We start from the raw sequence: 26,301 nt of genomic DNA, 5'->3' as shown, positions 1-26,301 counted from the left end.
AGATGACAGCAATCATTGAAAAATCATTTGAAATTGAATGTGATTATTATGATAAATTTATAAATCTACTAACGCTATAAGACTTATTATGGTGATATAGTAGGTAAGATAAGCGGGCTGTATTCATGATGATATCTACAACAATGCTCGCAGTCGCCGCTTACCAAATGTGCCGTAGATTATCCTGAGTATTAGTATTTGAGACAGCAGTTTTTAAGTAACCAAACCTTGTTGTAAATGTTATTTTAGGCAACAACAGAGGTGTCGGGTTATGGTACTTAAGTTCAATACATACTTATTAAGATGCGCACTATTATAGTTTTTTTAAATTCGCCAAAAAATGAGGGATAGCCTTGTTTTTTTAATTTCTCTTATCCAAAAAAGTTTACCATATCATGACGTATTTAGCGCCGCGGCAAGGGTTGTTTGCCATTATTCTTCTGGTTAGTTTTTGTTTGCAGACGTTGTTATTGGTCATCAGTACCGATCAACAGCTGAGCAAAAGTCGTGCGTTAAAAGGCGAGCAGATGGTCGCCCAGCTGATTGATGAAGCAAGGTTGTCTTTAGAAAATAAAGACCGTGTCAGCTTGAGTGTCATTGCCAATCGCTATACCAGCGAGCAAGACGTGACGCGCATATTGATTAAAGACAATAACGACGACATCTTGGTGCCTGTTGGCAATGCGCCCATGCAGCAAGGTGATACCATTCGTCAGATTGCTACTAATGGCGATTCGGTGATTGGCAGTGTGTCGTTGACGTTAAAAGATATTAGCAAAGGCGAGATTATCGCTATGCAATGGCCGTTCGTCATCGGTACGATGCTGCTGCATTTGTTGCTTTGGCTGGTTTATGGTTATCTTGCCCGTCCAACCAAAGAGCAAATTAACGCGCTTAGCCGCGATATTCAAGATTTGCATCGTGAGCAGTATATGCAAATCGATCAGCGCAGTTATGATCGGGAGTTTGAACGCCGTGCCACGGATACGGATAGAGAAGCATCGGAGCATCCTGTAGAGAGTGCAACGGACAGTCAGCCAACCAATGCACACAAATTGGATGTACATAGTGAAGTAAACCAGTATTTAAGAACGCAACAGAATCAAGCGGCGACTGATACCACTGGCTCTGATAGTCAGCCTATCGATAGTACGACTGAAGAGCGAGCGGAGCATGATGCAGCAAATGGTGCTGCCCAAGATGAGATAAGCCGCGCTCCTAAATCTGGTAGCGCCTCTCGGTTGTCTGCCACCCGCTCATTTGACAGTGTGAGAGTGCAGATTGTATTCCATGACGAGTTCAATATGCTTGAGCGTCTGGCACCGGCTCAGCGTTTACCTTATTTGGCATTATGTACGCAGCTATTAAACCAAGCGGTTACCGAGTTACTCAAGCAGCCATTGTTGTTGGGTGTCAGCGCGATGAATGAGCCACGTTTCGATGACACGGGTGCTAGCGTATTGTTAAAGGCGGACAATAGCCATGCCAAAGTGGCGTTAGCAGGTGTAATGCTTGGCAAGCTGTATTTGATGCTCAACAAAATCATCCATGACAAGCACATTGAGCTAAGTCGCTTTGCACTACCTGCTAAAGCAGGTGTCAGCGATGATGCACAGGCGCAAGCAATGACGCAATTATTACACAGCGTCGGCAAAAAAGAGCAAATGCTGATTTTGTTACCCAATGCAGGTCTCAAGCAAATCAGCCACCATGTGCAGGTGCAGAGTATCATGCGCCCAACCACTGTTTATGAACGTGAGTGTGCCGTGTTCGATGGTGGTAATGATTCGATGATCCAACGCTTAGCGGATGTGCGCAATGCGGTATTGATGATTGAAAGCGCAGATGAGTCGGCTATTTAATGCTGCTTATATTCGCTTATTACTATACAATTGTCTGAGATATTGTCTCTGTCGTTATCTTTAAACAGCCTAAAAATAGGGCAGTAATAATAAAAAGCATTGACAACGTGAAGTAGAGACTTTATAAGGCATATATATATTAATGTATTCTTAATACCCTTGCTAAAAATGATAGGAGTTTGTCATGAGTGACGCTGATATTGACGACGATTTTGATGATAATTTTGTCGACGATGATGATGCAAAGATGGTGGAAGAGGCCGAGACGAGCGTGCGTACGCGCTTAAGTAGTCTTGAGAAGCGTCGACTGATCGATAATCTGCTAGAAGAAAAGCGTTTGGCCAAAGAGCTAAAGGACGATCTAGACGATATAGACAATTTCGATGAAGATGGCGATGATTGGGATGATGACGATCTTTAGTTTTTAAACTTAAGTCATAGCCCAATGTGAAAGTGCTCAGTCATTTAAGCCGACTAAAGCCTTTTAATAACGGCATATTAGCTGACAGTGTAATGCTAATGATATCGCGATCGTTATTTTTTGACGGTTGCTCGCCACCCGCTCTATGCAATGATTCTTATTTTATAAAGATGGTTTGGGTGCTTTACCGAAACCATTTTTACCTTCAAATTATCCACTATTCTGCACTTAACCGATCGTTTATGGCGACTGCCGCACTCTATCTTTCAAGGACAATTACATCATGAGTAACCAATTAAGCTTCGATGAGTTATTAGACTATTTGGACAATCAAGAGAGCCCATTTGTGCTTGATAGTGTCGCCGCGCATGGTTTTTTGACAGCGACAGTTATTGGGCGTCCATTACCGAATTGGCTGGATGCACTGTTTGAAGGTCATGTTAGCGAAATCCCAGAAAATGTCATCGACGGTATCCAGCGCTGGCGCGATTCTATTATCGCTGAGCTAAAAAACGAGACACCTATTGAGCTACCGTTTGGTGAAGATGCGGGTGATGAAGAAGTGGCCGTTGATTTTTCAGATGAATCAGATATCGTTGCTTGGTCAATTGGCTTTGTCGATGCGATGTATGGCGATGAAGCCAGTGATTGGTTTGAAGATGAAGAAACGGCTGAAGATGTGGCTGTCTTGACTTTACCAATGATTTTGCTAAGCGGTATCGATGATGAAGATCCAGAGCTTGCAGAGATGCGTAAAGATGAAGACAAGCTGGCACAAATGGCCAATAGCATCGAAGGCAATTTGACCGAGTTATTTTTATTGTTCCATACCAACGATTAGCCTTTTTTATCAATATAGGGACAGCGTGGTTTGGTCTATATCCAAGTTGACGCTGTCTATAAAACGTCACCGATAAGGTCGTATTATGACTGTGCAACTCTCCAATCTTGAGCATTTGCCCAACTACCAAATCACTGAGCGTTTGGATGTGGTGTACGGCAGTACAGTACGCTCAAAACACGTCGGTAAAGACTTGTTTGCTGGACTTAAGAATATCGTCGGTGGTGAGTTAACGGCTTATACCGAGCTGTTAGAAGAGTCACGGCAAGAGGCGATCGATCGGATGATTGTCAAAGCAGAAGCTTTGGGTGCAGATGCAGTTGTGGGGTTGCGTTTTTCGACCTCTAGCATCGCGCAGGGAGCCTCTGAATTGTTTGTCTATGGCACTGCTGTCAAAGCCATACCGATGCCGCAGCAAGTTTATCAAACCCCACCAAGCGATTCTTATCATCAGTCTGGTCAACAGCCAAATCTACAAAATTCTGCACCGACAGCGACCGATGACTTGCCACGTTTCAATCCTTTTGGTTAGCTAACCAAATCTTAAAGCATCGATGCTTTTTTATGATAAGTTTATGACAAGAGACGTGCCATGAATAACTCCCTTACCCAAATGCTTATCAATTACGCACCGTTTATTTTACTATTCGCTGCTGGTTGGTTCTTTGGGTCGCGTCATGAGCGCCAACATCTCGCGCAGTTAAGCATTGCAGAGCAAGAATTAAGCCATATTATGGTCTCAAGTGAGCGCTTTTATGTGCCAAAACTTGTTGCCAATACTGAGGGCGAGCTGGTACTTGGTAGCGTGGTTATTGCCCAAGATTATTTCAAAATGATTATCGCTCGGGTATTGAGTATCTTTGGTAAAAACTTGACCACTTACGAGACCTTACTTGACCGTGCCCGCCGCGAAGCTCTGGTACGTATGCGTACCGAAGCACAAGCCAAAGGCTATAACCATATCTACGGCTTACGTCTAGAAGTCAGCAATATCAATCAATTGGGCAGTATGGTTGAAGCCATCGCTTATGGCACTGCAGTGAAAAGCCGTGAGTAACTCTAAAGCGCAATGAATCACTCAGAATTAATATAATCAATATCTATGATTGAATGCTAGTCATGCGTTTTGATTGTCCCTCATCTATACCGTTTCTTACTTACCTCACCTGTTATTTATAAAGAATAAACCATGCTTCTTCTACAGATTATCGCTGGATTTATAATCCTTTATATCGTCATAAAAGTCGCCAGTTGGTTTGGAAGTAGCGACAATTCGCCAGTTTCTTTGGATTCTTCTTGGGATCAGGATAATCTTGACGATAGCGATGGTAGTGATTCAAGCAGCAGCGACTCAAGTAGCGGTGATTCAGGTGGTGGTGATTGAAGGTTGTTGTTCAATGATATTTCATCGTTCTCTAAACCCAAAAACCATATTTGACTGATGAGTCGTTGAATAAAGCAAATAAGGGCGACTTTACCCCTATATACTTGCCTTTATCATGTCTTATTTTTTGCTGTTTTTTAGTTGATTGTCGGTGCTCAACGGCTATTGATTATGAGGACACGCCTTAGCAAGGATTGCTAATCAGGCGTCATTTAATCAGCATGCTCGGTCTAAAAATTCATCTATAAAATGAACCTATAAACAGCTCTTATCTACAAGGATGTAGTTATGGAAGGTCTTGCAATAGTCACGTTAGTCAATTCAGTTATCATTCCTATTTGTCTGTTTTTAATCATGATGGGCATGGGTCTGACCCTCGTCACCAACGATTTTAAACGGGTTTTAAAATATCCAAAAGCAGTCGGCATTGGCTTGACCAATCAGTTGATACTGTTACCTATCATTGGCTTTGCCTTGGCCAATATCATGCCATTACGCCCAGAGTATGCCGTCGGGGTTATGCTCCTCGTATTGTGTCCGGGTGGCACTACCTCAAATTTATTTACCTATTTAGCTAAAGGCGATGTGGCGCTGTCGGTGACGATGACCGCGATTGCGAGCGTGATTACCGTCTTTACCATTCCCATTGTGCTGAGCTTTTCATTGATTTATTTTATGGGCAGCGGTAGTGAGTTTGAGTTACCGGTAGTAAAAACGATGCTGACTTTGGTGGTGCTGACGATAGTGCCTATTAGTGTCGGTATGCTGATTAAACGCTATGCACCAACCGTTGCCGATCGTTCACAAGTCTATGTGTCTCGATTTGGGGTGATATTTTTAACGTTTTTAGTGCTATTTTTGGGCTATGTGCAACGCGATATCATTGTCGACGCCTTTATCGCTACTGGTCCCGTATCGGTATTATTAAACCTCTCAACCATGGCGCTCGGTTTTTATAGTAGTAAATGGTTCGGTCTCAACTGGGCGCAAAGAACCTCGGTGACGCTAGAAGTCGGTCTACAAAACAGTACCTTATCGATATTTATGGCATTGACGCTATTGTCTAACTACGACATGTCGATGATGCCAGCCATTTATACCTTGGTGATGTTCTTAAGCGCGGGAATTTTGGTGCGTATATTTAGTGCTCAACACGATAAGCTGAGAAAATCTGAAATAGAAAATAGCGTGTTGGCAGCGCGTATGCTGTAGATGCTGAAAACCCATAACAGGTTTAAACATTGAACCTTGTTATGGGGAATAGGTGAGTTATCTATTTATAGCATTTAGCATTAACCAATACCAATACCAATACCAATACCAATCAAGGTCGGTGGGTATTTATACTGCTTCTAGCTTCCGCTTGTTCACTAGCCGTTTGTTCTTTTACTTTTTCGATTTGAAATAAGAAGGTACGGTTTTTGAGTACCGCCACAAACACCACGCCGCCGACGGTATTGCCCACCAATATCACTACTAAAAACAGTAAATAACGCCCCAAGCTGACGGTATTGCCATATAGCAAGGCAGAAAAAATCTCAATGTTGCCCACGATACTGTGGTGCAATCCTAAAAAACCAATACTGCCAGTAATAAGCGTTACCAAAACGATGCGGCTAAGGGTGTCGCGTGCTGAGGTCACAAGCCAAGCGGTGACGCCCATCATCCAGCCTGCCAAGATGGCACTACCAAATATGACCCACCACCTAAACCCTAAAATGTGTTCGGCATAAGTGTCGATGTCGCTCACGCTAAACAGCTGCATATTTAAACCCAAACCTATCATCAATGCGGCAAACAAACAGCCGCCAACGATGTTACCAGAGATGACAATGCCCCAAAGGCGTAGTAATTTATGCAGCGGTTCAATTTTGTTAAGCACAGGTAGGCTTAATAGTGAGGTTTGTTCGGTGAATAATAGCGACTGACCAATGACGACGATGATAAAGCCAATTGGGTAAAGTAGGGAGGCGAGCACGATTGCGTATTGGCTTGGTAGTACGCCACTCAACAGCGCAAAAGCCGATAAAATCATAAAGAAGCTAATGCCAATCTCAAGCCCAGCGGTAAAGGCACTGGTAAATAGCGAGCCAAGTGAGCGCTCAAAGGTTTCTTTGGCATCCATCACTTGCTCAACCAAGATACTGGCATAGCTTTTTGCTTGACTCAAGTTATCATCATTGGCGACTTTTTTGATGGTTTCTTTATCTGCTTCGCTCATATCTTCAGAGAAATCTTCGTCTTCTAAACTTTCTGTCGCCTCGGTATCATCTGGAATCGCAGTCTTGCTAACGTCTTTATCTTCAGTAACAGATGGTTGATAAACGCTATCATCAATCAAGAGCTTATCGTCTCTATCATTAGCGTCAGATTCATCAGCTTGAGAGTGGCTGCTATTGTGATAGGTGTGCTCGGTATCTTTGGACACGGTCGGCTCGCTGTTTATAAGATCATGATTTTAGGATAAAGACGCCATTTATATGCTAGTGATGTTATAGAATATACCTCATAGCATGAACCATATTTTATAACATCACTAGCATTTATTTTGTTGGAGTCTCATTCGATTGGGGACGTTTATGGACTTTTGCGTTTATTAATGGGGCAATGCCACTCTGCAAGTCTGATAAATTGCCTTAGCATCTAACAAAATCTGCCTATCTGCGTTAAAATCACTCTATTCATGATTTTCCTAATTTTTATATTCGCTTTAATCACATTCAATCAATAAAAGATAATGCCATTATGAGTAACCACAACCTCACTACATCTATTCAAGCGGCCCTAAGCCAGTTAGAGAATGCTTACAACCCTGCAGAAGTCGAAGCGGGTATGTATCAAGGCTGGGAAGAAAGCGGCTATTTTAAGCCGACCTTTGATAAAGAAGAGTCGTTCTCTATCGCCTTGCCACCACCGAATGTCACTGGCTCGCTGCACATGGGTCATGGCTTTAACAACGCAATCATGGATGCGCTGACCCGTTATCACCGCATGGATGGTGACAATACGCTATGGCAACCGGGTACGGATCATGCCGGTATCGCGACCCAAATGGTTGTTGAGCGTCGTTTGGAGGCGCAAGGTATTAAGCGCCGTGACATGACGCGTGAAGATTTCGTCGATAAAGTGTGGGAATGGAAAGAAGAGTCGGGCGGCAATATCACCAGCCAAATTCGCCGTTTGGGCAGCTCGGTTGATTGGTCGCGTGAGCGCTTTACCATGGATGATGGTCTGTCCAACGCGGTAAAAGAAGTGTTCGTACGCCTGTTTGATGATGGACTTATCTATCGCGGTAAGCGTTTGGTGAATTGGGATCCAAAATTCCAAACCGCGCTGTCTGATTTAGAAGTTGAAAACCATGACGAAAAAGGCAGCTTGTGGCATTTCCGCTATCATTTCACGGATAAAGACCTAACGACTCAAGATGGTAAAAACTATCTGGTGGTAGCGACTACGCGTCCTGAGACTTTGCTTGGTGATACTGCTGTTGCGGTCAATCCTAGCGATGAGCGTTATGCACATTTAGTTGGTAAAACCATTACTCTGCCAATTACGGGTCGCGTCGTGCCTATCGTCGCTGATGATTATGTCGAAAAAGACTTTGGTACGGGCTGCGTAAAAATCACCCCAGCACATGATTTCAACGATTACGAATTGGGTCGTCGTCATAGCTTGCCATTGATTAATATCCTTGATGAGCGCGCCAATATTTTGCCAGCGATGGAAGTTTATCCTGATCTGCAAACACGTGAGCCAGAGCTAGAAACTACACCTAGTGAGTATGCTGGTTTAGAACGTTTTGCCGCGCGTAAGTTCCTCGTGGCGCAAGCAGGCGAGCAGGGCTGGCTAGAAGACATCGAGGACTACGCACTCAAAGCCCCACGTGCTGAGCGTGGCGGTACGATCGTTGAGCCATGGTTGACCGATCAGTGGTATGTCGCTGTGAAAGAATTGGCCAAGCCTGCGATTGACGCAGTAGAAGACGGTAGCATCGAGTTCGTCCCTGCGCAGTATAAAAACATGTATATGTCGTGGATGACCGATCTGCAAGATTGGTGCATCAGCCGTCAGTTATGGTGGGGACATCGTATCCCTGCATGGTATGACGATGCAACTGGTGAAGTTTATGTCGCCCGTGACGAAGCCGAAGTTCGTAGTAAATACAGCCTTGGCGATGACGTAATCTTGCGCCAAGATGATGACGTACTCGATACATGGTTCAGCTCTGGTCTATGGACGTTCAGTACGCTTGACTGGGCAGACGTCAACGCTGATCCACGCGTGATGGACACCTTCCACCCAACCAGCGTGCTCGTGACAGGTTTTGACATTATCTTCTTTTGGGTGGCCCGCATGATCATGATGACCATGCACTTCGTGAAAAACGAAGACGGCACGCCGCAAGTACCGTTTAAGACCGTCTATGTGCATGGTCTGGTACGTGATGGCAATGGTCAAAAAATGTCAAAATCGAAGGGTAACGTTTTAGATCCGATTGACCTAATCGACGGTATTGATCTGGAAGCTTTGGTCGAAAAACGCACCAGCAATATGATGAATCCGAAAGACGCGGCCAAAATCGAAAAGCAAACGCGTAAAGAGTTCCCAGAAGGTATCCCAGCCTTTGGTACGGATGCGTTGCGCTTTACCTTTACGTCCTTAGCCAGTACGGGTCGTGATATCAACTTTGATCTAAAGCGTGTCGAGGGCTATCGTAACTTCTGTAATAAAATCTGGAACGCCAGCCGTTTTGTACTCATGAACTGTGTCGATAGCGAAGGTGCTGCCAAGCCTATCGACCAAGTGGCAAACCCTGACGTTTGGGAATTGCCAGAAAAATGGATCATGAGTCGTCTGAACTCTACCGTTGCCGATATCCATCAGCATTTCGCCCAGTATCGTCTCGATATGGTCAGCCAAGATATCTATGAGTTTATCTGGAATGAGTACTGTGATTGGTACGTTGAGCTTGCCAAAGCCAGTCTAAATGATGACTCAGTATCAGATGAGCGTAAAGCGCAAATTCGTTATGTACTGCTGCACGTGCTAGAGACGGCGCTACGCTTTAGCCATCCAATCATGCCATATCTAACCGAGCAAATCTGGCAGACAGTGGCGCCGCTATTGGGTCGTAAAAACACTGACAGCATCGTGGTCGCTGACTATCCAAAAACGGATGAGGCACAAATCAGTGAGCAAGTCGAAGCCGATATGGCATGGCTACAAGAGCTGATTGCCAGTGTGCGTAATATTCGTGGTGAGATGAAATTGGGTAATGCGGTACGTCTGCCAGTATTGCTACAAAATATCTCTGCCGATGAGGATGCGCGTCTATCACGTATCAAAAACCAGTTCAAAGCGCTTGCCAAAGTCGAGAGCTTAGAGATCGTCAAAGAAGGCGATGAAGTGCCACTATCGTCATCAAGTATGGTCGGTCAGCTACGGGTACTCGTACCGATGAAAGGGCTAATCGATCCAACGGCTGAGCTGGCTCGTTTGGGTAAGTCGTATGATAAGTTGAAAGGTCAATCTGAAGGCATCGCTCGTAAGCTAGGTAATGAAGGTTTTGTCAGTAAAGCGCCTGCGGAAGTGGTCGATGCTGAAAAAGCGAAACTGGCTGAGCTAGAAGGGCAGTTGACCGCAATGACGGCGCAGATGGAGCAGTTGAAAGCGTTGTAGTCTAAGCAATCATTATAATGGCAATAACTTTAATACTTGCATTCTTGATCATGGCGATTCTATTTTTCTATTGGAATCGTCATGAGTCATTAGATAAGCATGCCATTTTCGCCACTATATTTATGGTGGTATATGTGCTTGTTTATCTATTTTTAAATCCTCCATACTTTTCACCGAATCGTCATATTGATACCTTGCTGATGATATTACCTCTAGTATCGTATGGCGCTATTCTATTTCCTGAAATAAATGCGACGATACCAGTACAAGGAACAAAGGGATTTGGTTGGTTGGGACTGGTTGTAACTGTGATAGTTTTAGTTGGGTTTAAGTGGTTTTTTTAAGCAAGCTGAAAGTATCTTGCGTAAGCTAGGTAATGAAGGCTTTGTCAGCAAAGCAACTGCGGAAATGGTCGATGCTGAGAAGGCGAAACTGGCTGAGTTAGAAGGTCAGTTGACGGCGATGACGGCGCAGATGGAAGAGTTAAAGGCTTTGTAAAGAAAGCTAAATATCTATAGTAATAAAAGACGCTGTCACAATTGTGATGGCGTTTTTTTATTATCTACTATTTAGTCGTAAGGCTTATGTCTATGCTATAACTAAATATTTGTGTGCTATTATCCATAGTGTTTTGTAGGTAATACTATCTTCTGATATGAACTCAAATACATCTGTCTGGGCTACAAAAGAGCTTGGTTATCTTGTTTTTTCATTGCTTCGATAGTATTTATTGGATTTAAATTCCAATAAATTACTTTATATAATAAAACTGTATTTTAAATATCTAAATAAGAATCTGATTATGAAAATATTCCTCAGTTATACAAGAGATGATCAAGACAAAGTTAAACCATTTTATGAAGATTTGAAAAATAGAAAATTTACTCCTTGGATGGATTTTTTTGACTTATTGCCAGGTATGTCGTGGAATGATGAAATCAAGAGTCATATGTCTGACACCGACGTATGTATATTATTTATTTCGAGTAAAAGTTTGGATAGAATAGGTTATGTAAGAAGGGAATTGAACTACTTTATAGATAAGTTGGATGAGTTTCCGAAAAATTATATTTTCTGTATACCTATACTGTTAGATGACTGTTTACCTCCAAGTGATTTAACTAGCAAAGTTCAGTATATAAAAGTACCGGGTGTAGAAGATGAAAGTTGGAACAAGGTATTAAGCTCTTTAAGCCTTGCAGCTTCACAAAGAAATATTGTAATAAAAAGCGAACAAAATGGTGTGTTTGAAATCGAAATGAAATATGACTATGAAATAGAAAACGGTAACCCTGGTTATCAATTTTCTTATAGTTATCCTTACTTCGATTCAAAAAAAGTAAGCATCGTTGCTCGCGAACTAAACCAACTGTTAACCGCTCAAAGAATGAGTGATAAGTTATCTTGTCGAATATTACCTAATAAGAGCCACGAAAAGGAAAGCTTTTACTTAGAAAGCTTCTTAGAGTCTGAGAAAGAGATATTAGGCGTTAAAAATGTTGACTATGGTGTAGCTAATCAGTTGAGAGTTAACAATGATTATAGTTCTACAGTATGCGATGTTTGCTACTTAAGCGAAAACTTTGTAAGTTTAAGGTTTGATATTAACTATTACTCTAATGGAGCAGCGCATGATAACTACTATACAAAAAATATGAATCTAAGAATTAAAGACAATAAATTATATGTTTTAAGCTTTTGTGATTTTTTCTATGAAGACTATGAAACTGAAAAAGAGATATTAGATTTTTTTGAAAATGTGATTGTTAGAGAAGTACAAAAACAGAAATTTCTCAGGCACAAAAAAGAATATGACGAGAATGAAGATGATTGGTTGATAGATGGTATCAATGGATTAAGAGATGAGTCCTTTAATGACCGTTTTAGTATTGATTCTAAAGGGTGGGTATTTCACTTCGATCCGTATGTTATTGATTGTTTTGCGGCAGGTAAGTATGAGGTAAATGTTTCTCATGAGTCTTTATACGAGTGGTATCGACAAGAGTATAAAGATTTTTTCTTTAACGAAACAGATAATAACTTTTAACACAAGTAATTGTTATAAGCATTCAAATGTATACAAGGAACACCATGAACCATCTCACCGTCGGACAACGCGCGCCTTTAAGCAATCTTGCTATTGACGATACCGCACCCATCACGCTTAAATTCACTCGCCAAAGCCCGATAGAGATGGACATCAGCTGCTTTGCCTTAGACGCAGCGGGCAAACTGATCAACGATGATTACATGGTGTTTTATAATCAGCCAGCCTCACCATGCGGGCAAATCAAGCTCACCCATTACGAGTCACAGCCATCATCCTCTAGCAGCATCCAAGCCGAGTTTGAGGTGAATTTATCCAAACTGGCTACGAATATAGACAGCTTATTTTTTGTGTTATCAGCCGACACGCCGCTCAATCAAATTCAATCGTTAGAGATTGGCATTTGGCAACAATCGCAAAAGGCGCAAGCAGAATATCAAGCAGCAGACTTTGCCCAGCAGCAAGCCAGTATGCTGATACAGCTGTATCGTAAGAGTGGCGTTTGGCGAGTATCTAACGTCGCGCAAGGCTTTAATGGTGGACTTGCCGCCATCGTGCAGCATTTCGGTGGTGACGTAGAAGAGGGCAGCTCGACAGCAGAGCCGACCGCAACGCCAGTTAAAACAAAACCATCGCTAGAAAAGGTCATGCTAGACAAAGCACCCAAACTGGTCAATCTGGCCAAAAAAGCCACAATATCGCTTGAGAAGCGCCAATTGCAGCAATTAACCGCAAAGGTAGCATTGGTGCTAGATGCCTCAGGCTCAATGAACAGACAGTACAAAAAAGGCCGCGTGCAAGAGGTAGTCAATCGCATATTGCCATTGGCAGTGAGCTTCGATGACGACCAAGAGCTAGACTGCTGGGCGTTTGCCCGAGATCCGCAGTATTTGGGTGAGATTGGGCTGAATAACTATGATGGTTTCATTGACAACGCTCATGGCGGCTGGCGCAAATGGGCACTTGGCCCACGTGTGAATAACGAAGCAGAAGTCATGAAAGCCGTGACGGAGTTTTACCAAAAAGATGGCTTGGATGTACCTGTATACGTGCTATTTATCAGTGATGGCGGGGTGAATGACAATCGCGGTATCACCAGAGTCATGACGGAAGCCGCGAAACTACCGATATTTTGGCAGTTTGTAGGCTTGGGTGGTCGTGGTTATGGCATCCTAAAAAAACTGGACGACATGACAGGGCGCGTGATTGATAATTGTGACTTTTTTGAACTCGATGATTTGGATGATATCAGCGAAGAAGCCTTATATGAGAATATGCTGGAGGAGTTCCCAAGCTGGCTAAAAGAGGCACGCGAGATAGGATTGATAGCGAAATGAATAAATTAGGATAGTATCTTTAACGATAAAACCGTTCATAGTCTAGCTATGAGCGGTTTTTCATTGCTGAAAATTTAGTCAAAGGTGGTGAGTTCACTTACCCAACCACTAACCAAACGTACCTATTGATAGCAAAAACCTCGTAAAAATAGCCTTGTACCGTTTTAAGTGATATTGCATGCTTAGCTACCTATATAGGTAGGCAGTTCTATAAATGATTATCTGGTTTAACAATCTAGCTGTCTAATCTTTATTAAATATTAGCCTCTACATATCATTCAATGACAGTATTTTTATGAGCCAACACAAAAAAGCTTTTTATTATCGACCCAAAACCAATCAGCATAACAGCCCAACGGTGCGTTGGACGTTTGTCATACTGGGTTGGCTATTTTTTGTATTAGGGATTATCGGCGTGTTACTGCCAGTCATGCCGACTGCGCCTTTTATATTACTGGCGGCAGGTTGCTGGGCACGTAGTTCGCGGCGTTTTCATTTTTGGCTGATCAATCATAAATACTTTGGGAAATTTGTCCGCGATTGGGAAAATAATCATGCGGTGCCACTCTATGCTAAGTGGTTAGCAACAATAATGATGACTATTTCAACAACGATGTTGTTTTTTAATATTCCCACCGATATGATATGGATGGCATGGCTGGTAGCCGTGGTCTGTACTGGGGTAGCGGTCTATTTGTTCCGTTTGCCAAATGCTTAAAATACGTTGATTTTCAGGTCAAAAATCGTAAAAAATAGGCTTTAGTTACATGAAAGCTAAGATAAGACTTGCGAAATCAGGATGTTCCCCCTATAATACGTCCAAGCTTAAGAGCAGTTCTGCACCAAATCATTACCTCGTAGTATTAGTTATAATCCTTCGTTTTAATATTTATCGTTCAGTAGCTATTTGCAAGCGTTATCGGTCACTAGGCCATTAATAAATTTAAAAGTAGGATTATATTATGTCAGACGTTCAAAAAGGTACAGTTAAGTGGTTCAACGAAGCTAAAGGCTTTGGTTTTATCGCTCCAGAAACTGGCGCAGACGTTTTTGCTCATTACAGCGAAATCACTGGTTCAGGCTTCAAAACTTTAGCTGAAGGCCAAGAAGTTGAGTTCACTGTAACTCAAGGTCAAAAAGGCCCACAAGCCCATAACATCGTTGCTATCTAATTTGTCTTTATAGACACTTAGAGCAAGATGAAAAAAAAGCGAACCTTCGGGTTCGTTTTTTTTTCATCTACGATTTAAGATAAGCTATTTGCAATTAAAAGCTTAATATCTATAACGTAACGTGCGCTTTATATTGAGTGGCTTTTAAATCAGACGATAAACCAAAAAAGCCGATGACTAGCATAGTCATCGGCTTTTTTGATCTATATAACTCATGGCAAGAATGATAACGAACGGTAAGGATGTTTGGTAGTTTACTTTAGCCAAGTAAGCTTATGCCAATATTAATCAATCCACCGCCAACGATCAGCCAAGCAAACATAATCGCCCCCAAGATAAGGGGTTTAACGCCAGCTTGTTTAATAGCGCCCAAATGCGTGGTTAGACCAAGCGCAAACATCGCCATGGTAAGCAGCACATCGTCTAGCATCACCATACTACGCTCAAAGCTTGCGGTCATCGGCACCCAAGTGTGTAGTAAAACGATGGCAATAAATATAAAGGCAAACCAAGGCACTTTGACTTGTTGAACGCGATTTATAAACGATGGTTTTTTGCCATTGTTGCTGCTACCTTTGGTTAAGGCAAACGATAAAATAAGTAAAAAAGGAGCAAGCATCATGACGCGTATCATCTTGGTCACAACCGCTGTGTCACCCACTTCGGGGCTGACGGCGTTACCAGCGACGACGACTTGCGCCACTTCATGAATGGTGGAACCCGTATAAATCCCGTACTGCTGAGCATTTAGCCAAGGTTGCAACCAACCAAGATGGTATAAAAACGGATAGAGCAGCATCGCAACCGTACCAAAGACCACCACTGTCGCCACGGCAATAGTGACTTTGTGTGCTTCCGCTTTGACCACAGGCTCGGCGGCAATCACCGCGGCGGCACCGCAAATGCTTGCGCCTGACCCAATCAATAGCGTCGTTTGTTTATCGACTTTTAACCATCGGGTACCTATCCAATAGGTGAGTAAAAAGGTCGATGTCAATACCAATGCATCGCTCATCACCGCAGACAGTCCGACACTTGATACTTGCGTTAGGGTCAGCTTAAAGCCATAAAACATGATGGCGAGGCGCAATATTTGACCTTTGGCAAATGCCACGCCGACACTTAAGCGCTCAGCAAGGTTAGGATAGACCGTATTGCCCAATACCATACCAATGAGAATGGCTAAAGTGAGAGAAGACAAGCCAACGATACGTCCATTGGTCCATGTGTTGACACTAGTATTGAGCCATAAACAAAATAAGCTGCCAATCAGCACGACGATAAGCCCTGCTAAATGGCGGCTGCGCGGGAAATAGTTATTTACTGATTGGGTCAAGGCGTACATGACTGACTGTCCTATTATGTATAATCGAAATAAGCATAAGCTTATGAATAGACATTATAAGGCAGACCAATCTATAATAAAAACAGATTAATTAGATAAAAACTATCGATTTTTTAGGTTAATAAAAGTCTTTGGGCTAAAAAGATGGTTTTTTAGATAATAAAGGTTTTTTAAAATAACAGGTGCTTTTTAGATTGTATCAATAAGATAGGATGTCAGAGAAATTATGAAAAAAGCCATGCAGGTATTACCAAAGATTACCCTCAAGCAATTATCGGTGTTTGTCAGTATTTATCAAACGGGTAGTACCAGCCGTGCCAGTGAAGCGCTGCATTTATCGCAGTCGGCGGTCAGTAGTGCGCTGACAGAATTAGAAGCAAGGCTGCAGATGCCATTGTTTGAGCGCGTCGGGCGTAGGCTCAATCAGCACCCCAACGCCCATCCTATTTATATACAGGCACAAGCCATCTTGGGGCAGGCCTTAACTCTAGAGCATTATCATAAGCATCAAGCAGGGCAGATTCATATCGGTGCCAGTACCACGATTGGCAATTATGTGCTGCCGCCGCTGCTTGCCAAGCTATATGCGACGCTACCCGATGCCCATATCGATATGTATATCGCCAATACTCAAGAAGTGGTCAGCGAAGTTGAACAATTAAATATTGATATTGCGCTCGTAGAGGGTATGCCACGCCCCACAGATATGAAAGTCATTGAGCAGCGTGCGTGGCGGACAGATACCTTGATGATCTTTACCAAGCGCGATAGCAAATGGTTGACAGACATGGCAGCGTATAACGATGCGGATAATTGCTACGAGCTTAGCATTGCACAACTGGCAAAGCTGCCGCTATTGGTACGAGAGGCAGGGTCAGGTACACGGCAAATTATCGACGAGCAGCTGCTCAAGCATTTGCCTGATGCGGAAATTGTGATGGCGATTCAGCAGTCGGAAGCTATTAAGCATATGGTGAGTGCAGATATTGGTCTTGGCTGTTTATCACAGCATGTCATTCAGGCAGAGCTGACAGCAGGAGCGCTGGTACAGGTGAAAGTCGCGGGCATCGATTTGTCACGAACTTGGTGGCTAGTGTGGCATAAAGCCCGCCATCAAAGCCCGATTTGGCAAAGTTTTATTGATATTTTGACAGAAGATTAACTTTAGTGATAAATATAGAGGTCTTAGAAATATAGAGGTATTAGCGAGAATGTCTACTATGTCAATAAATAATAAAAAAGCGCAAAGTTATCCGATGCGCTATTTTTGATAGGTTTAAATAATTTAGATACAGCGTTAAGTCTTTTTTTAAACTACTTATTAACGGGCTTATCCAGTCTTACGACTAAGCTGTCACATGGGACGTTAGGCAAGATATTGTCTGCCGTCGCGCCACTGAGCCAAGCTGCGATACCATGGCGTTCATGACGACCGATGACCAACAAATCAACGTCATGCTTGTGGCAATAGTTGACGATGCCTTCACTGTTAGAGATGGCAGTGGTCACTTCAGAATTCACTGCATGTAGGTCATTACGCTCCAAAAACTGTGCCAATTTAGCGCGCGCTTCTTGACAGCGTTCATCGTCAATTTCGTCATATAAGCTGGAGGCTGGCACCAGCTCATAGCCGAAGCCGACCATAGTATCTTTGACGATATGTAATACCGATAACTTAGCGTTAGGACGATTCTCGACGATACGTTTGGCCTTTTGGGCGACCACATCAGCATCGGACATTAAGTCGGTGACCAATAAAATATGTTCGTAACTCATGAGCGGCTCCTTGTGACAGATGATTTTAACTATAGCACTACTGATGGCTGCTGTTAAGTAAGCTTTGAGTTCGCTTTGTGAAAATCCGACATTCTGCCATCTTGGTCATCTTTATCACTATAGTATCTTGACTTATGAAGGTGCGAACCCCATCTAATTCCGTTAGGCAAATTCTTTTTAATTTATACCAGTGCATTGCTGTCATTTAAAATGATGCACGGGTACATGCCATTAAATTTGAATATTACTCATAGGTTAATCACAATAATACTCACAATATTTTTATATAATTATCATATAAAAAAGACCCTACGATAAGTATTACATACACTATCTATCTATTGTTTACTCCGATTTTATTTTATCGCCACTGGCTAGATTTAGTCACTAATCGCATATTATTCTAAATAAAATTAGAGCAATCCATAAGGAAAATTATGACCGACACGTTATCTACTACTGATCTAACTTTGCATCCTGCCTTTGAGCTGATTGAGCACCGCCATATCGATGCATTGTCGATGGACGTATTAATAAGCCAACACGTCAAAACAGGCGCGATGCATTACCACTTGGCACATCCAAGTGATGAAAACGCCTTTTTGGTGGGCTTTCGAACTCAGCCAATGGATTCAAAAGGCGAAGCGCATATTTTAGAGCATGTGGCTTTATGTGGCTCTGAGAAGTTCTCCGTTCGTGACCCGTTTTTTTCGATGATTAAACGCTCATTGAACACGTTTATGAATGCGATGACCGCTGCCGATTGGACGGCGTATCCGTATGCGACGCAAAATAAAAATGACTACTTTAATTTGCTAGCCGTTTATCTGGATGCCTCGTTTTTTCCGAATATTCATCCGCTGGATTTTGCCCAAGAAGGTATTCGTGTAGAGTTAGACGAAAATGACAAGCCGCAATTTAAGGGTATCGTTTTTAATGAAATGAAAGGCGCAATGAGTGGTGAGATTGACCAGTTGTATCATACGGTCGCCCATCATTTATTCCCAACGACGACGTATCACTATAATTCGGGCGGCGATCCTGCCGATATTCCTGACTTGACCCATACTGAGCTGGTTGAATTCCATCAGAGCCATTATCATCCGTCAAACAGCGTGATCATGAGCTTTGGTAATATTCCAGTCGCTGAAACCCAAGCCAAAATCCATGAAGATGCCTTGATTCAGTTTGAAGCGGGTAAAAAACACGTCTCACGTCCTGAAAAACGCCTGTCTGCACCGATTAGCGCGGTTGATACTTATACGGCTGACGAAGCAGGTCCTGACCAAACTCATCATGTCATTGCGTGGTTATTACCATCGATTACTGATCCAAAGCAGCGTTTGGCATTGCGTTTATTAGAAGGCGTGTTGGTTGAACATGCTGGTTCGCCGCTGCGTGCGTATCTAGATAGCCATCCACTCGGTAAAGCGCCAAGTCCGCTACTAGGTTTGGATGACAGTCATTATGAAATGGTCTTTTATACCGGTCTGCGCGGTTCTAACCCTGAACACGCCGAAGCGGTAGAGCAAGGCATTATTGATTTGCTTAAAGAGGTCGCGAGCCAACCGATTGATGATGAAACCATTGAGACGATTCTGCACCAAATCGAGATTGATCAGCGTCATATCGGCGGCGATAGCATGCCCTATGGTCTAAATCTGATGCTAGAAGGCTTTAGCACTGCTATTCATGATGGTAATCCTATCGATGTCTGGGAAGTCGATGAGCATTTGCAGTGGCTACGTGAGCAAGTAAAAGATGCGCAATGGTTACCGAATTTAATCAAGCAGCATTTGCTTGATAATCAGCATCGTGTCCGCGTCACAATGACGCCTGACAGCGAAAAAACTGCCCGTTTGGCGGCAGCTGAGCAGACCCGTCTTGATACCATCGAGATGGATTTGACCGCTGATGATAAAGCTATCTTAAAACAACAAGCGCTTGATTTGGCAGCGCGCCAAGCAGCGCCTGATGATTTAAGCTTATTGCCAAAAGTGGGTTTAGAAGACGTTCCAACCGATATCAGCTTTAAGCAAGGCACGCAAAAGCAGATTAATTTAAGTGGCAAAGACAGTACGTTATTTGAATATGAAGCGGGCACTAACGGCTTATATTATTATCAAATAATTGTACCGTTGACTGATGCGATTGGTAATGAGGATACAAGCGAGCTACCCGTTAATGAAGTAATTAATCATCCGTTATTGCCTATTTATTTAAGCTTGTTATCAGAGCTAGGTACAGATTCGCTCAGCGCTCACGAAATGCAGGCCAAGCAAGCGGCTCATTCATCAGGAGTGACGGCGCGTATCAGTCAGCGTACCAATATTGACGACAGCCAAGCGATTAGCAGCTACTTTGTGGTGGCAACGCGCGCGCTGAATCGTAAACCTGAAGCGATTGATTTGCTCAAAGAAGTCATGGAACACAGTATCTTTAGTGAGCATGATCGTATCAAAGAAATCTTGCAGCAGCGTCAAGCAGGCTGGCAATCAAACCTTGCTGGTTCAGGTCATTCCTATGCCATGCAAACCGCCAGCCGCGGCATGAGTCGCCAAGCGCAATTAGAGTACGTGCGCAGTGGTCTGCCAGCATTGAACGCGCTAAAAGACTTCTTAACTCATGCCAGTAGCGATGACGCACAGTGGGATAAATTAGCAAACAGCTTGATGGACTTACATCAACGTCTAATTAGTTTGCCTAAGCACGCGGTTATCATCTGTGAAGCGGAGCAAACCGAACGCTTAAGCAATTTAATCGTTGATAGCTGGAAAGACAGTCAAGCGCCGAAGATTGCAGCGCAGTTAAAAAATTCTGATGCGAGTATCGACGCCAATATTCCAAGCGAGTTTGCCGAATTGCAACTTGATGCGGCGTTAAATGGTGAGAAAGACGCGGTCGAAGCGCTAGAAAGTGATGTGGCGCTCGATGTTGAAGACTTAGCGTGGCTAGTGCCAACCAACGTCTATCATAATGCCAGCGCTTATACCGTACCAGCGGCTGATCATCCTGATACAGCAGCCTTGATGGTATTAGCGCCTTATCTACGCAATGGTTATCTGCATAGCGCTATTCGTGAGCGCGGCGGTGCTTATGGCGGCGGTGCGGGCTACGACGCCAATGCCTGTGCCTTTAAGTTCTTTAGCTACCGTGATCCGCAGTGTGCTGAGACCTTTGGGCATTTTGATGCTAGTATCGAATGGCTATTGAATGAGCCGCAAACAGACGAGCAGTTAGAAGAGGCCATCTTAGGTATTATCTCAGGAATGGATAAGCCAGGCTCTCCAGCAGGGGAGGCGGTTAAAGCCTGCTTTGCAGATTTGCATCATCGCGGCGTCGACTGGCAGCGTAAAATGCGTGCCTCAATATTGGCCGTGACCGTGGCAGACTTGCAGCGCGTTGCTAAGCAATATCTACAAGAGCAAAAGCATGTACGTGCAGTACTCGCGCCCTATGATAAAGAAGCAGCAGTAAAAGAGCTTGGCTTTAAAGTCTGTAAAATTAAGAGCTAGTTCACTTAAAATCTATTGACTTAATTGCTATAAAAAACCGCCGCTTTCACTAAAAATGGAAGCGGCGGTTTTTATTACTTGATAGCGTTTTTTAAAGGCTTACTTTTTGATTAAGTAATTGGCGACTGCTTTATAGGCAGGTAAAGAAGTCGGATCTATTTTGCCGTTACTGGCATCTGGGTATGACGCAAAACGCACAATGACCATATCGGCTGCTGGATCCACATAGACAGTTTGACCGTGGACGCCGCGTGCTGCATAGATGGGCGTGGGGTTATTAAATAACCACCACATGCTTGTGTAGCTGCCGTTAGTCAGCTGCTTATAATCGGCTTTCGCAAAAGCCTCTTTATCGCCACCCGCTTCGATATTATCAACGACCGCAGCTGGGAATAAGCGCTCACCATTAATCTCGCCTTTATTGAGCATCAAGCTACCAATGCGTGCCATATCATGCAAACCTGCACTAAGACCGCCGCCGGCAAACGGCGTACCTTTAGCATCGACCGTCATATAGGCGCTTTGTTCAGCACCGATTTTTTGCCAGATGCGTTCCGAGAGTAATTCATTCACCGCTTTACCAGTCGTACGCGAAATAATCCAACCTAGGGCGTCGCTATTAATGGTTCGATAGTTGAAAGCTTCCCCATGTTCGCCATTCTTCTTAACTGTTTGAAGGTACTCAAAGTAACCATTGGGTCCTTTATAGTCTTTCGGTTTTGGTAATGGGCTTGCCGCTTCTGAATACTTCCAGATATCGGCATTAGGATCAGCATAGTCTTCGCTATAATCGAGCGCTGTGGTCATGTCCATGACTTGGCGTACGGTTGCATCACCAAAGCCACTGTTTTTGAGCTCTGGAATGATAGACGCCACCAAAGCTTTATCGTCAAGCTTACCTTCGGTCACGAGGATTTCTGCTAACAGCCCAGTCATTGATTTGGTCATCGACATCGCCGCATGATTGCCCAGCTCATTGAGGCAGCCGTTTTGGCGCTCGTATACTACCTTGCCATGATGCATGACCATAATGCCGTCAGTATAATTGGCATCCAGTGATTGCTTCCAAGTCATCGGGCGCTTACTGTTAGTAGGCATAAAGGTGATGGCATCGATATTTTTATCTAGCGCATAGCTCAGCTTGGAAGGCGCGCCGATACCGCGACTGACGTCAGTGGTAGGCATCAACTCACGGATATGACAGACCGTCCAGCGCAGCTTGGGAAAACTAAAAAAATTAGAGGAAGGTTGAGTAATCAGTTTATCAGCAGGCGGCGGAAAACCTTGCATCCAGCCAAGCGTTTGTGGGTCGGATTGTTTGGCGGTTAACCGTGCATCTTCCGCATGGCTGGTGATACTTATACTGGTTAGAGTCATGGCGATGGTCAGTGGTAGTAGCGGTAAAGAGCGTTGCAATAAAGTCAGCATAATATTCTCGCAAGTCGGCTTAAACGATTAACTTCAGACAATAAAAAACCATTGATAAGTGGCTATATTCAAAACTTAGCATAAGACTTATCAATGGTTTTTACCAACCACTTTTGTAAAGCAGTCGATTTTTTTATAAGGTTATTTTTTATAACTCTATTCTTTATATGTTTAGGGCTAGTATCGCTTGATCGCTTGGTCTTTACCGATGATATCTTGATGAATAGGGAAATTTTCATGATTATCGTATTGCTTGCGGTCAGCAAAGTAACTTTTTAAAGTGCGACGTACCGCTTCAAAGGCAAGTTTGTCCCATGGAATATCTTCTTCGGTAAATAACGCACAATCAAGACTTTCAGAGCCGATGCCATAAGCACCGTCTTTTAACTCAGTGATATAGATGCTATAGATTTGCCCGATATCAGGAATATCATATAAGCAATATAAATGCGGATTGATGACGACCGCTTCTGCTTCTTCAAAGCTTTCACGAGCGGCCCCTTCTGCCATGGTTTCGCCATTTTCCATAAAGCCAGCTGGCAGTGTCCATAAGCCATACTGTGGCTCGATCGCGCGGCGACATAGCAGTACCCGATGCTTATGCACAACGAGTGAGCCACAAATCACTTTTGGATTTTCATAGTGAATATAGTGGCAATTGGGGCATACCAAGCGTGGGATATTATCCGTGGCTGGTATTTTGCGTTCCGCTTCATGACCGCATTGTAAACAATAGCGCATATCAACTGCCTTATTTAATGATAAATATACATGATAAATAGAAATGAGAAAAAGGATTGTCGTTCTTTGAAGAATTATGGTTCTTATTTTATAAAATAGTATGACTTTAGCTTATCAGATGTTAGGTGATCATAGCTGTTAATCCTAAGATAACACAAATTCTCATCACACTGGCAGTGATAATAACAAGCACACAGGTTTGCGCAACTGGTTTCTGCTACGGTTATGATGTGTTAATAATTGGATTAATGAGTTCTATAGGCAGAGCAGCTCAGTCACATAAAGTATATGCAGTCAAGGTCAGATTGCGCTAGGCTAGACTTACACTAACTATTGAATGATGGCTTTACCAATGGTGACAGTAATAGCAGCCGCGACTGATATGGTTATAAATGAGAGCATGCTCTAGCGCAAGCACTGTAATAGCTGCAAGAGACAAGCTCCACCATTCGATGCCAAATAAGGTCAAAAAAGATAAACTGGTGAACCTGAGTAGTCAATATTTGTATTTGATTGCTATTTATATTTAATGGCATTGATGCTTCATACTGATAAAAATATAGGGCAATGATAATGTTACTCCCCCCGCAGTCGCTACGTTTTGATGAGTTTTCAGTCGCTGTGCCGGACTTTATTCGTTATCCCACCATTAGAACGTTGGCGGAACGGGTGCAGCATGAGACCTTAAATGCTGTCACCAGTCCTGCGCTATACGACGCTAAGACCTCTCGTAGCGCTTGCATTCTAGATAGCTTGTATCAGACACCTATTGCCGATGCCTCGGTATTGGTCGCCATCACTCATGAACGCCATCCAAAACTGCTATTGACACGTCGCGCTGCGCACATGAACAGTCATGCTGGTGAGGTCTCTTGTGCTGGGGGTAAACATGACGCAGGTGATGGTAATAATGTCGTCACCGCTTTGCGTGAAGCCTGTGAAGAGACCGCACTACCACCCAATAAAGTCCAGCTAATTGGTCAATTGCCCATTCAAACCTCCAAAAGTGGTATGAGTGTCCGTCCTATTGTGGCACTGATTGCGCCAGATTTATTGTTAGTACCTGAGCTTGGCGAAATCTCGCGTATTTTTTGGGCAGATTTTGAAACCTTGCTGACTCAGCCTACCGTCGAGTATGCAGTAGAATATGCGATGCAAGATCAGACCGCGACCATTCTCACTCCTAGCTGGCAAGTGGATGGTGAAACGGTTTGGGGTCTGACAGGGCGAGTCATTGCCAGTTTGTTGGAAACAGGCTTTGATCGCCAGCTTGAGTGGTATTATCGCATCCAAAATACCCGCAATTAACTCGTAAGGCGGTTGACGTTTAATTATTATTCGTTTATTTACTATGCTTTATTTATAATTGCTTACTTATAATATTCGTCATTTTTCTTTAGCCACCAATTCATATTATCTTGGCGTTTGGCGCGGAAAGCTTCTAATTTTTCAGCTATCGTTTGATTGTGTTGGCGTGCCGTATCGAGAGCAAAAAGAATCGGCACCGACGATAAGACGCCAAAGCGGATTTTTGATTTTGGCAAATCCAGCCCATCGCCGATATCATCGCCGACTAAGGTACGGGTCACGCTAGCATTGACCATCTCAACGAAACGCCCACGGCGGTTGTCCTCGCCCATCAGCTGACGCGGCAAATCATGCAGGGCCTTGGCTAATGGCTGTCCCATTTTAAAATCAAGCTGCTGAATTGATAAATAGGTATAGAGCCACTCCCAACAAGCGGTTTCATCTTTTGGCAGACGATCTAAGTCAACGCCCATCCAATAGCTGGCAAGATTCCATAGATGCAGGATACCTTCTGCTTCTTCAGTGCTGATGCGTGCGCCAAGCAGCCGTAAGCCGCGCATAATCAACAATGAAAACTGCAAATGAGTAGCAATCATATCGGTTTGGTTGATAGGAAGGCCCCAATAGGCGGTATTCCAGCTGCCATCTGGATTATGGTGTTGGTCGGCATTTGGTATGACGCCTTTAGCAGCATTGCCTTTACCTTTGAGCAAGTTTTGCCGTACTAAAGTATGAATTTGCCGCACTTTGATCGATTGCCGCCAACCTTCAGAACCAATCGCTAATACTTGCTCGATAGGCTGACGGTTATTGCGTGCACTCGTATTCGACTTATGTAATAGTGGATGTTCAGAGACAGCTAGGATATAAGCGTAAGTACGCATCAGGCGCGGCAGGGCATCATGCATCAATGCACCTGTCTGAATGAGCGGCAGGGAGAGGGCAGGAATGCTGTAGCCTGCCATCAGGGCGACATTACGTAATAGCCAAATCAACATCAGCGGATAGCGCCGATAGGCAACCGCACCGATTTGGGCGAGCTTGGGATCGAACCAATCGGGATGACGGCTAAATTGTTCAGTCAAAACGTTAAATGCAGGGTTATTTGCGAGGTCAGCGTCGAAGTTATTGCTGTTGTCGCTGATAATAAATTGCTGTAGGGGCTTTGCAAAACGAATGCCGTCAGCGGCCAATGTATCTGCCAGTGAATCGCCAATATCGTAGCCTGTGACTATTTCATTTAATAAATCTTGCGAGATAACGAAGTCTTTTGGCAATAAATAACGCTTGATGCGCTTTAAGACTTGCAAGTCGCTATGGTCATCAATCGCGGTCGTCCGTCCGTGACGCTGATAAGGTTTTATTGAGGATTTTTGGTGATTCAAAGTATCAGCCGTCTGTTTATCAGTTATGTTGATTGAATCCATATTTATCAAATGCCTTCT

Annotated in this window: 23 protein-coding genes; 17 read left to right on the top strand and 6 right to left on the bottom strand. The window is 43.5% G+C overall.

Annotated features, from left to right (window positions below):
* Positions 1 to 395: 395 nt before the first annotated feature.
* The 7 genes from JMX82_RS08080 to JMX82_RS08050 all read left to right on the top strand — a co-directional run bounded on the left by JMX82_RS08080 (position 396) and on the right by JMX82_RS08050 (position 5,720).
* Complete coding sequence (locus tag JMX82_RS08080; protein WP_201540145.1) at positions 396 to 1,862, top strand: hypothetical protein; 1,467 nt, start codon at positions 396 to 398, stop codon at positions 1,860 to 1,862.
* Between the two features lie 184 nt (positions 1,863 to 2,046).
* Complete coding sequence (locus tag JMX82_RS08075) at positions 2,047 to 2,283, top strand: PA3496 family putative envelope integrity protein (RefSeq protein WP_201540144.1); 237 nt, start codon at positions 2,047 to 2,049, stop codon at positions 2,281 to 2,283.
* A gap of 283 nt (positions 2,284 to 2,566) precedes the next feature.
* Positions 2,567 to 3,124: a YecA family protein gene (locus JMX82_RS08070; RefSeq protein WP_055124803.1), complete on the top strand. Its 558-nt coding sequence runs from the start codon at positions 2,567 to 2,569 to the stop codon at positions 3,122 to 3,124.
* An 85-nt stretch (positions 3,125 to 3,209) separates the two neighbouring features.
* Complete coding sequence (locus JMX82_RS08065) at positions 3,210 to 3,656, top strand: YbjQ family protein (RefSeq protein ID WP_060491846.1); 447 nt, start codon at positions 3,210 to 3,212, stop codon at positions 3,654 to 3,656.
* A 60-nt stretch (positions 3,657 to 3,716) separates the two neighbouring features.
* Positions 3,717 to 4,181, top strand: coding sequence for a YbjQ family protein (locus tag JMX82_RS08060; RefSeq protein ID WP_201540143.1), 465 nt, complete (start codon positions 3,717 to 3,719; stop codon positions 4,179 to 4,181).
* 132 nt (positions 4,182 to 4,313) lie between these two features.
* Positions 4,314 to 4,508, top strand: coding sequence for a hypothetical protein (locus tag JMX82_RS08055; protein WP_201540142.1), 195 nt, complete (start codon positions 4,314 to 4,316; stop codon positions 4,506 to 4,508).
* 288 nt (positions 4,509 to 4,796) lie between these two features.
* Positions 4,797 to 5,720, top strand: coding sequence for a bile acid:sodium symporter family protein (locus JMX82_RS08050; protein ID WP_201540141.1), 924 nt, complete (start codon positions 4,797 to 4,799; stop codon positions 5,718 to 5,720).
* Between the two features lie 112 nt (positions 5,721 to 5,832).
* Here the strand turns inward: JMX82_RS08050 and JMX82_RS08045 are convergent, their stop codons facing one another.
* Positions 5,833 to 6,936, bottom strand: a complete 1,104-nt coding sequence (locus JMX82_RS08045) for a formate/nitrite transporter family protein (RefSeq protein ID WP_201540140.1) — start codon at positions 6,934 to 6,936, stop codon at positions 5,833 to 5,835.
* Between the two features lie 317 nt (positions 6,937 to 7,253).
* Here JMX82_RS08045 and JMX82_RS08040 point away from each other — a divergent pair, with 317 nt between their 5' ends.
* The 7 genes from JMX82_RS08040 to JMX82_RS08010 all read left to right on the top strand — a co-directional run bounded on the left by JMX82_RS08040 (position 7,254) and on the right by JMX82_RS08010 (position 14,743).
* Positions 7,254 to 10,187: a valine--tRNA ligase gene (locus JMX82_RS08040; RefSeq protein ID WP_201540139.1), complete on the top strand. Its 2,934-nt coding sequence runs from the start codon at positions 7,254 to 7,256 to the stop codon at positions 10,185 to 10,187.
* Between the two features lie 17 nt (positions 10,188 to 10,204).
* Positions 10,205 to 10,531: a hypothetical protein gene (locus JMX82_RS08035; protein ID WP_201540138.1), complete on the top strand. Its 327-nt coding sequence runs from the start codon at positions 10,205 to 10,207 to the stop codon at positions 10,529 to 10,531.
* Positions 10,532 to 10,547: 16 nt separating this feature from the next.
* Entirely contained in the window at positions 10,548 to 10,685 is a 138-nt protein-coding gene (locus tag JMX82_RS08030) for a hypothetical protein (RefSeq protein WP_201540137.1), read from the top strand.
* A 304-nt stretch (positions 10,686 to 10,989) separates the two neighbouring features.
* On the top strand, positions 10,990 to 12,234 hold the full coding sequence (locus tag JMX82_RS08025; protein WP_201540136.1) for a TIR domain-containing protein: 1,245 nt from the start codon (positions 10,990 to 10,992) through the stop codon (positions 12,232 to 12,234).
* A gap of 44 nt (positions 12,235 to 12,278) precedes the next feature.
* Complete coding sequence (locus tag JMX82_RS08020; RefSeq protein ID WP_201540135.1) at positions 12,279 to 13,571, top strand: VWA domain-containing protein; 1,293 nt, start codon at positions 12,279 to 12,281, stop codon at positions 13,569 to 13,571.
* A 295-nt stretch (positions 13,572 to 13,866) separates the two neighbouring features.
* Complete coding sequence (locus JMX82_RS08015; protein WP_198330147.1) at positions 13,867 to 14,289, top strand: YbaN family protein; 423 nt, start codon at positions 13,867 to 13,869, stop codon at positions 14,287 to 14,289.
* A gap of 244 nt (positions 14,290 to 14,533) precedes the next feature.
* Complete coding sequence (locus JMX82_RS08010; protein WP_045453470.1) at positions 14,534 to 14,743, top strand: cold-shock protein; 210 nt, start codon at positions 14,534 to 14,536, stop codon at positions 14,741 to 14,743.
* Between the two features lie 259 nt (positions 14,744 to 15,002).
* Here JMX82_RS08010 and JMX82_RS08005 read toward each other — a convergent pair whose 3' ends face one another.
* Positions 15,003 to 16,088 carry a YeiH family protein gene (locus JMX82_RS08005; protein ID WP_201540134.1) on the bottom strand — a complete coding sequence of 362 codons (1,086 nt, stop codon included), beginning with the start codon at positions 16,086 to 16,088 and terminating at the stop codon, positions 15,003 to 15,005.
* Between the two features lie 226 nt (positions 16,089 to 16,314).
* On the opposite strand from JMX82_RS08005, the gene JMX82_RS08000 reads away from it, so the two are divergent.
* On the top strand, positions 16,315 to 17,250 hold the full coding sequence (locus tag JMX82_RS08000) for a LysR substrate-binding domain-containing protein (protein ID WP_060491834.1): 936 nt from the start codon (positions 16,315 to 16,317) through the stop codon (positions 17,248 to 17,250).
* Between the two features lie 152 nt (positions 17,251 to 17,402).
* On the opposite strand, the gene JMX82_RS07995 is transcribed toward JMX82_RS08000, so the two are convergent.
* A complete protein-coding gene (locus JMX82_RS07995; RefSeq protein ID WP_045453475.1) occupies positions 17,403 to 17,864 on the bottom strand; it encodes a universal stress protein in 462 nt (153 codons plus the stop codon).
* 437 nt (positions 17,865 to 18,301) lie between these two features.
* Here JMX82_RS07995 and JMX82_RS07990 point away from each other — a divergent pair, with 437 nt between their 5' ends.
* Positions 18,302 to 21,379 (top strand): insulinase family protein, encoded by a 3,078-nt coding sequence (locus JMX82_RS07990; RefSeq protein WP_201540133.1) that lies wholly within the window; start codon positions 18,302 to 18,304, stop codon positions 21,377 to 21,379.
* Between the two features lie 99 nt (positions 21,380 to 21,478).
* On the opposite strand, the gene JMX82_RS07985 is transcribed toward JMX82_RS07990, so the two are convergent.
* Entirely contained in the window at positions 21,479 to 22,807 is a 1,329-nt protein-coding gene (locus JMX82_RS07985; protein ID WP_055124791.1) for a serine hydrolase domain-containing protein, read from the bottom strand.
* 177 nt (positions 22,808 to 22,984) lie between these two features.
* Positions 22,985 to 23,548 (bottom strand): NUDIX hydrolase, encoded by a 564-nt coding sequence (locus tag JMX82_RS07980; RefSeq protein ID WP_045453478.1) that lies wholly within the window; start codon positions 23,546 to 23,548, stop codon positions 22,985 to 22,987.
* Positions 23,549 to 24,121: 573 nt separating this feature from the next.
* Here JMX82_RS07980 and JMX82_RS07975 point away from each other — a divergent pair.
* Complete coding sequence (locus JMX82_RS07975) at positions 24,122 to 24,856, top strand: NUDIX hydrolase (protein WP_201540132.1); 735 nt, start codon at positions 24,122 to 24,124, stop codon at positions 24,854 to 24,856.
* A 62-nt stretch (positions 24,857 to 24,918) separates the two neighbouring features.
* Here JMX82_RS07975 and JMX82_RS07970 read toward each other — a convergent pair whose 3' ends face one another.
* Positions 24,919 to 26,283: an oxygenase MpaB family protein gene (locus JMX82_RS07970; protein WP_201540131.1), complete on the bottom strand. Its 1,365-nt coding sequence runs from the start codon at positions 26,281 to 26,283 to the stop codon at positions 24,919 to 24,921.
* Positions 26,284 to 26,301 lie beyond the last annotated feature (18 nt).

Source organism: Psychrobacter sp. 1044, from assembly GCF_904846525.1.
Lineage (GTDB): Bacteria > Pseudomonadota > Gammaproteobacteria > Pseudomonadales > Moraxellaceae > Psychrobacter.
This window is presented reverse-complemented; position numbering and strand designations above follow the sequence as displayed.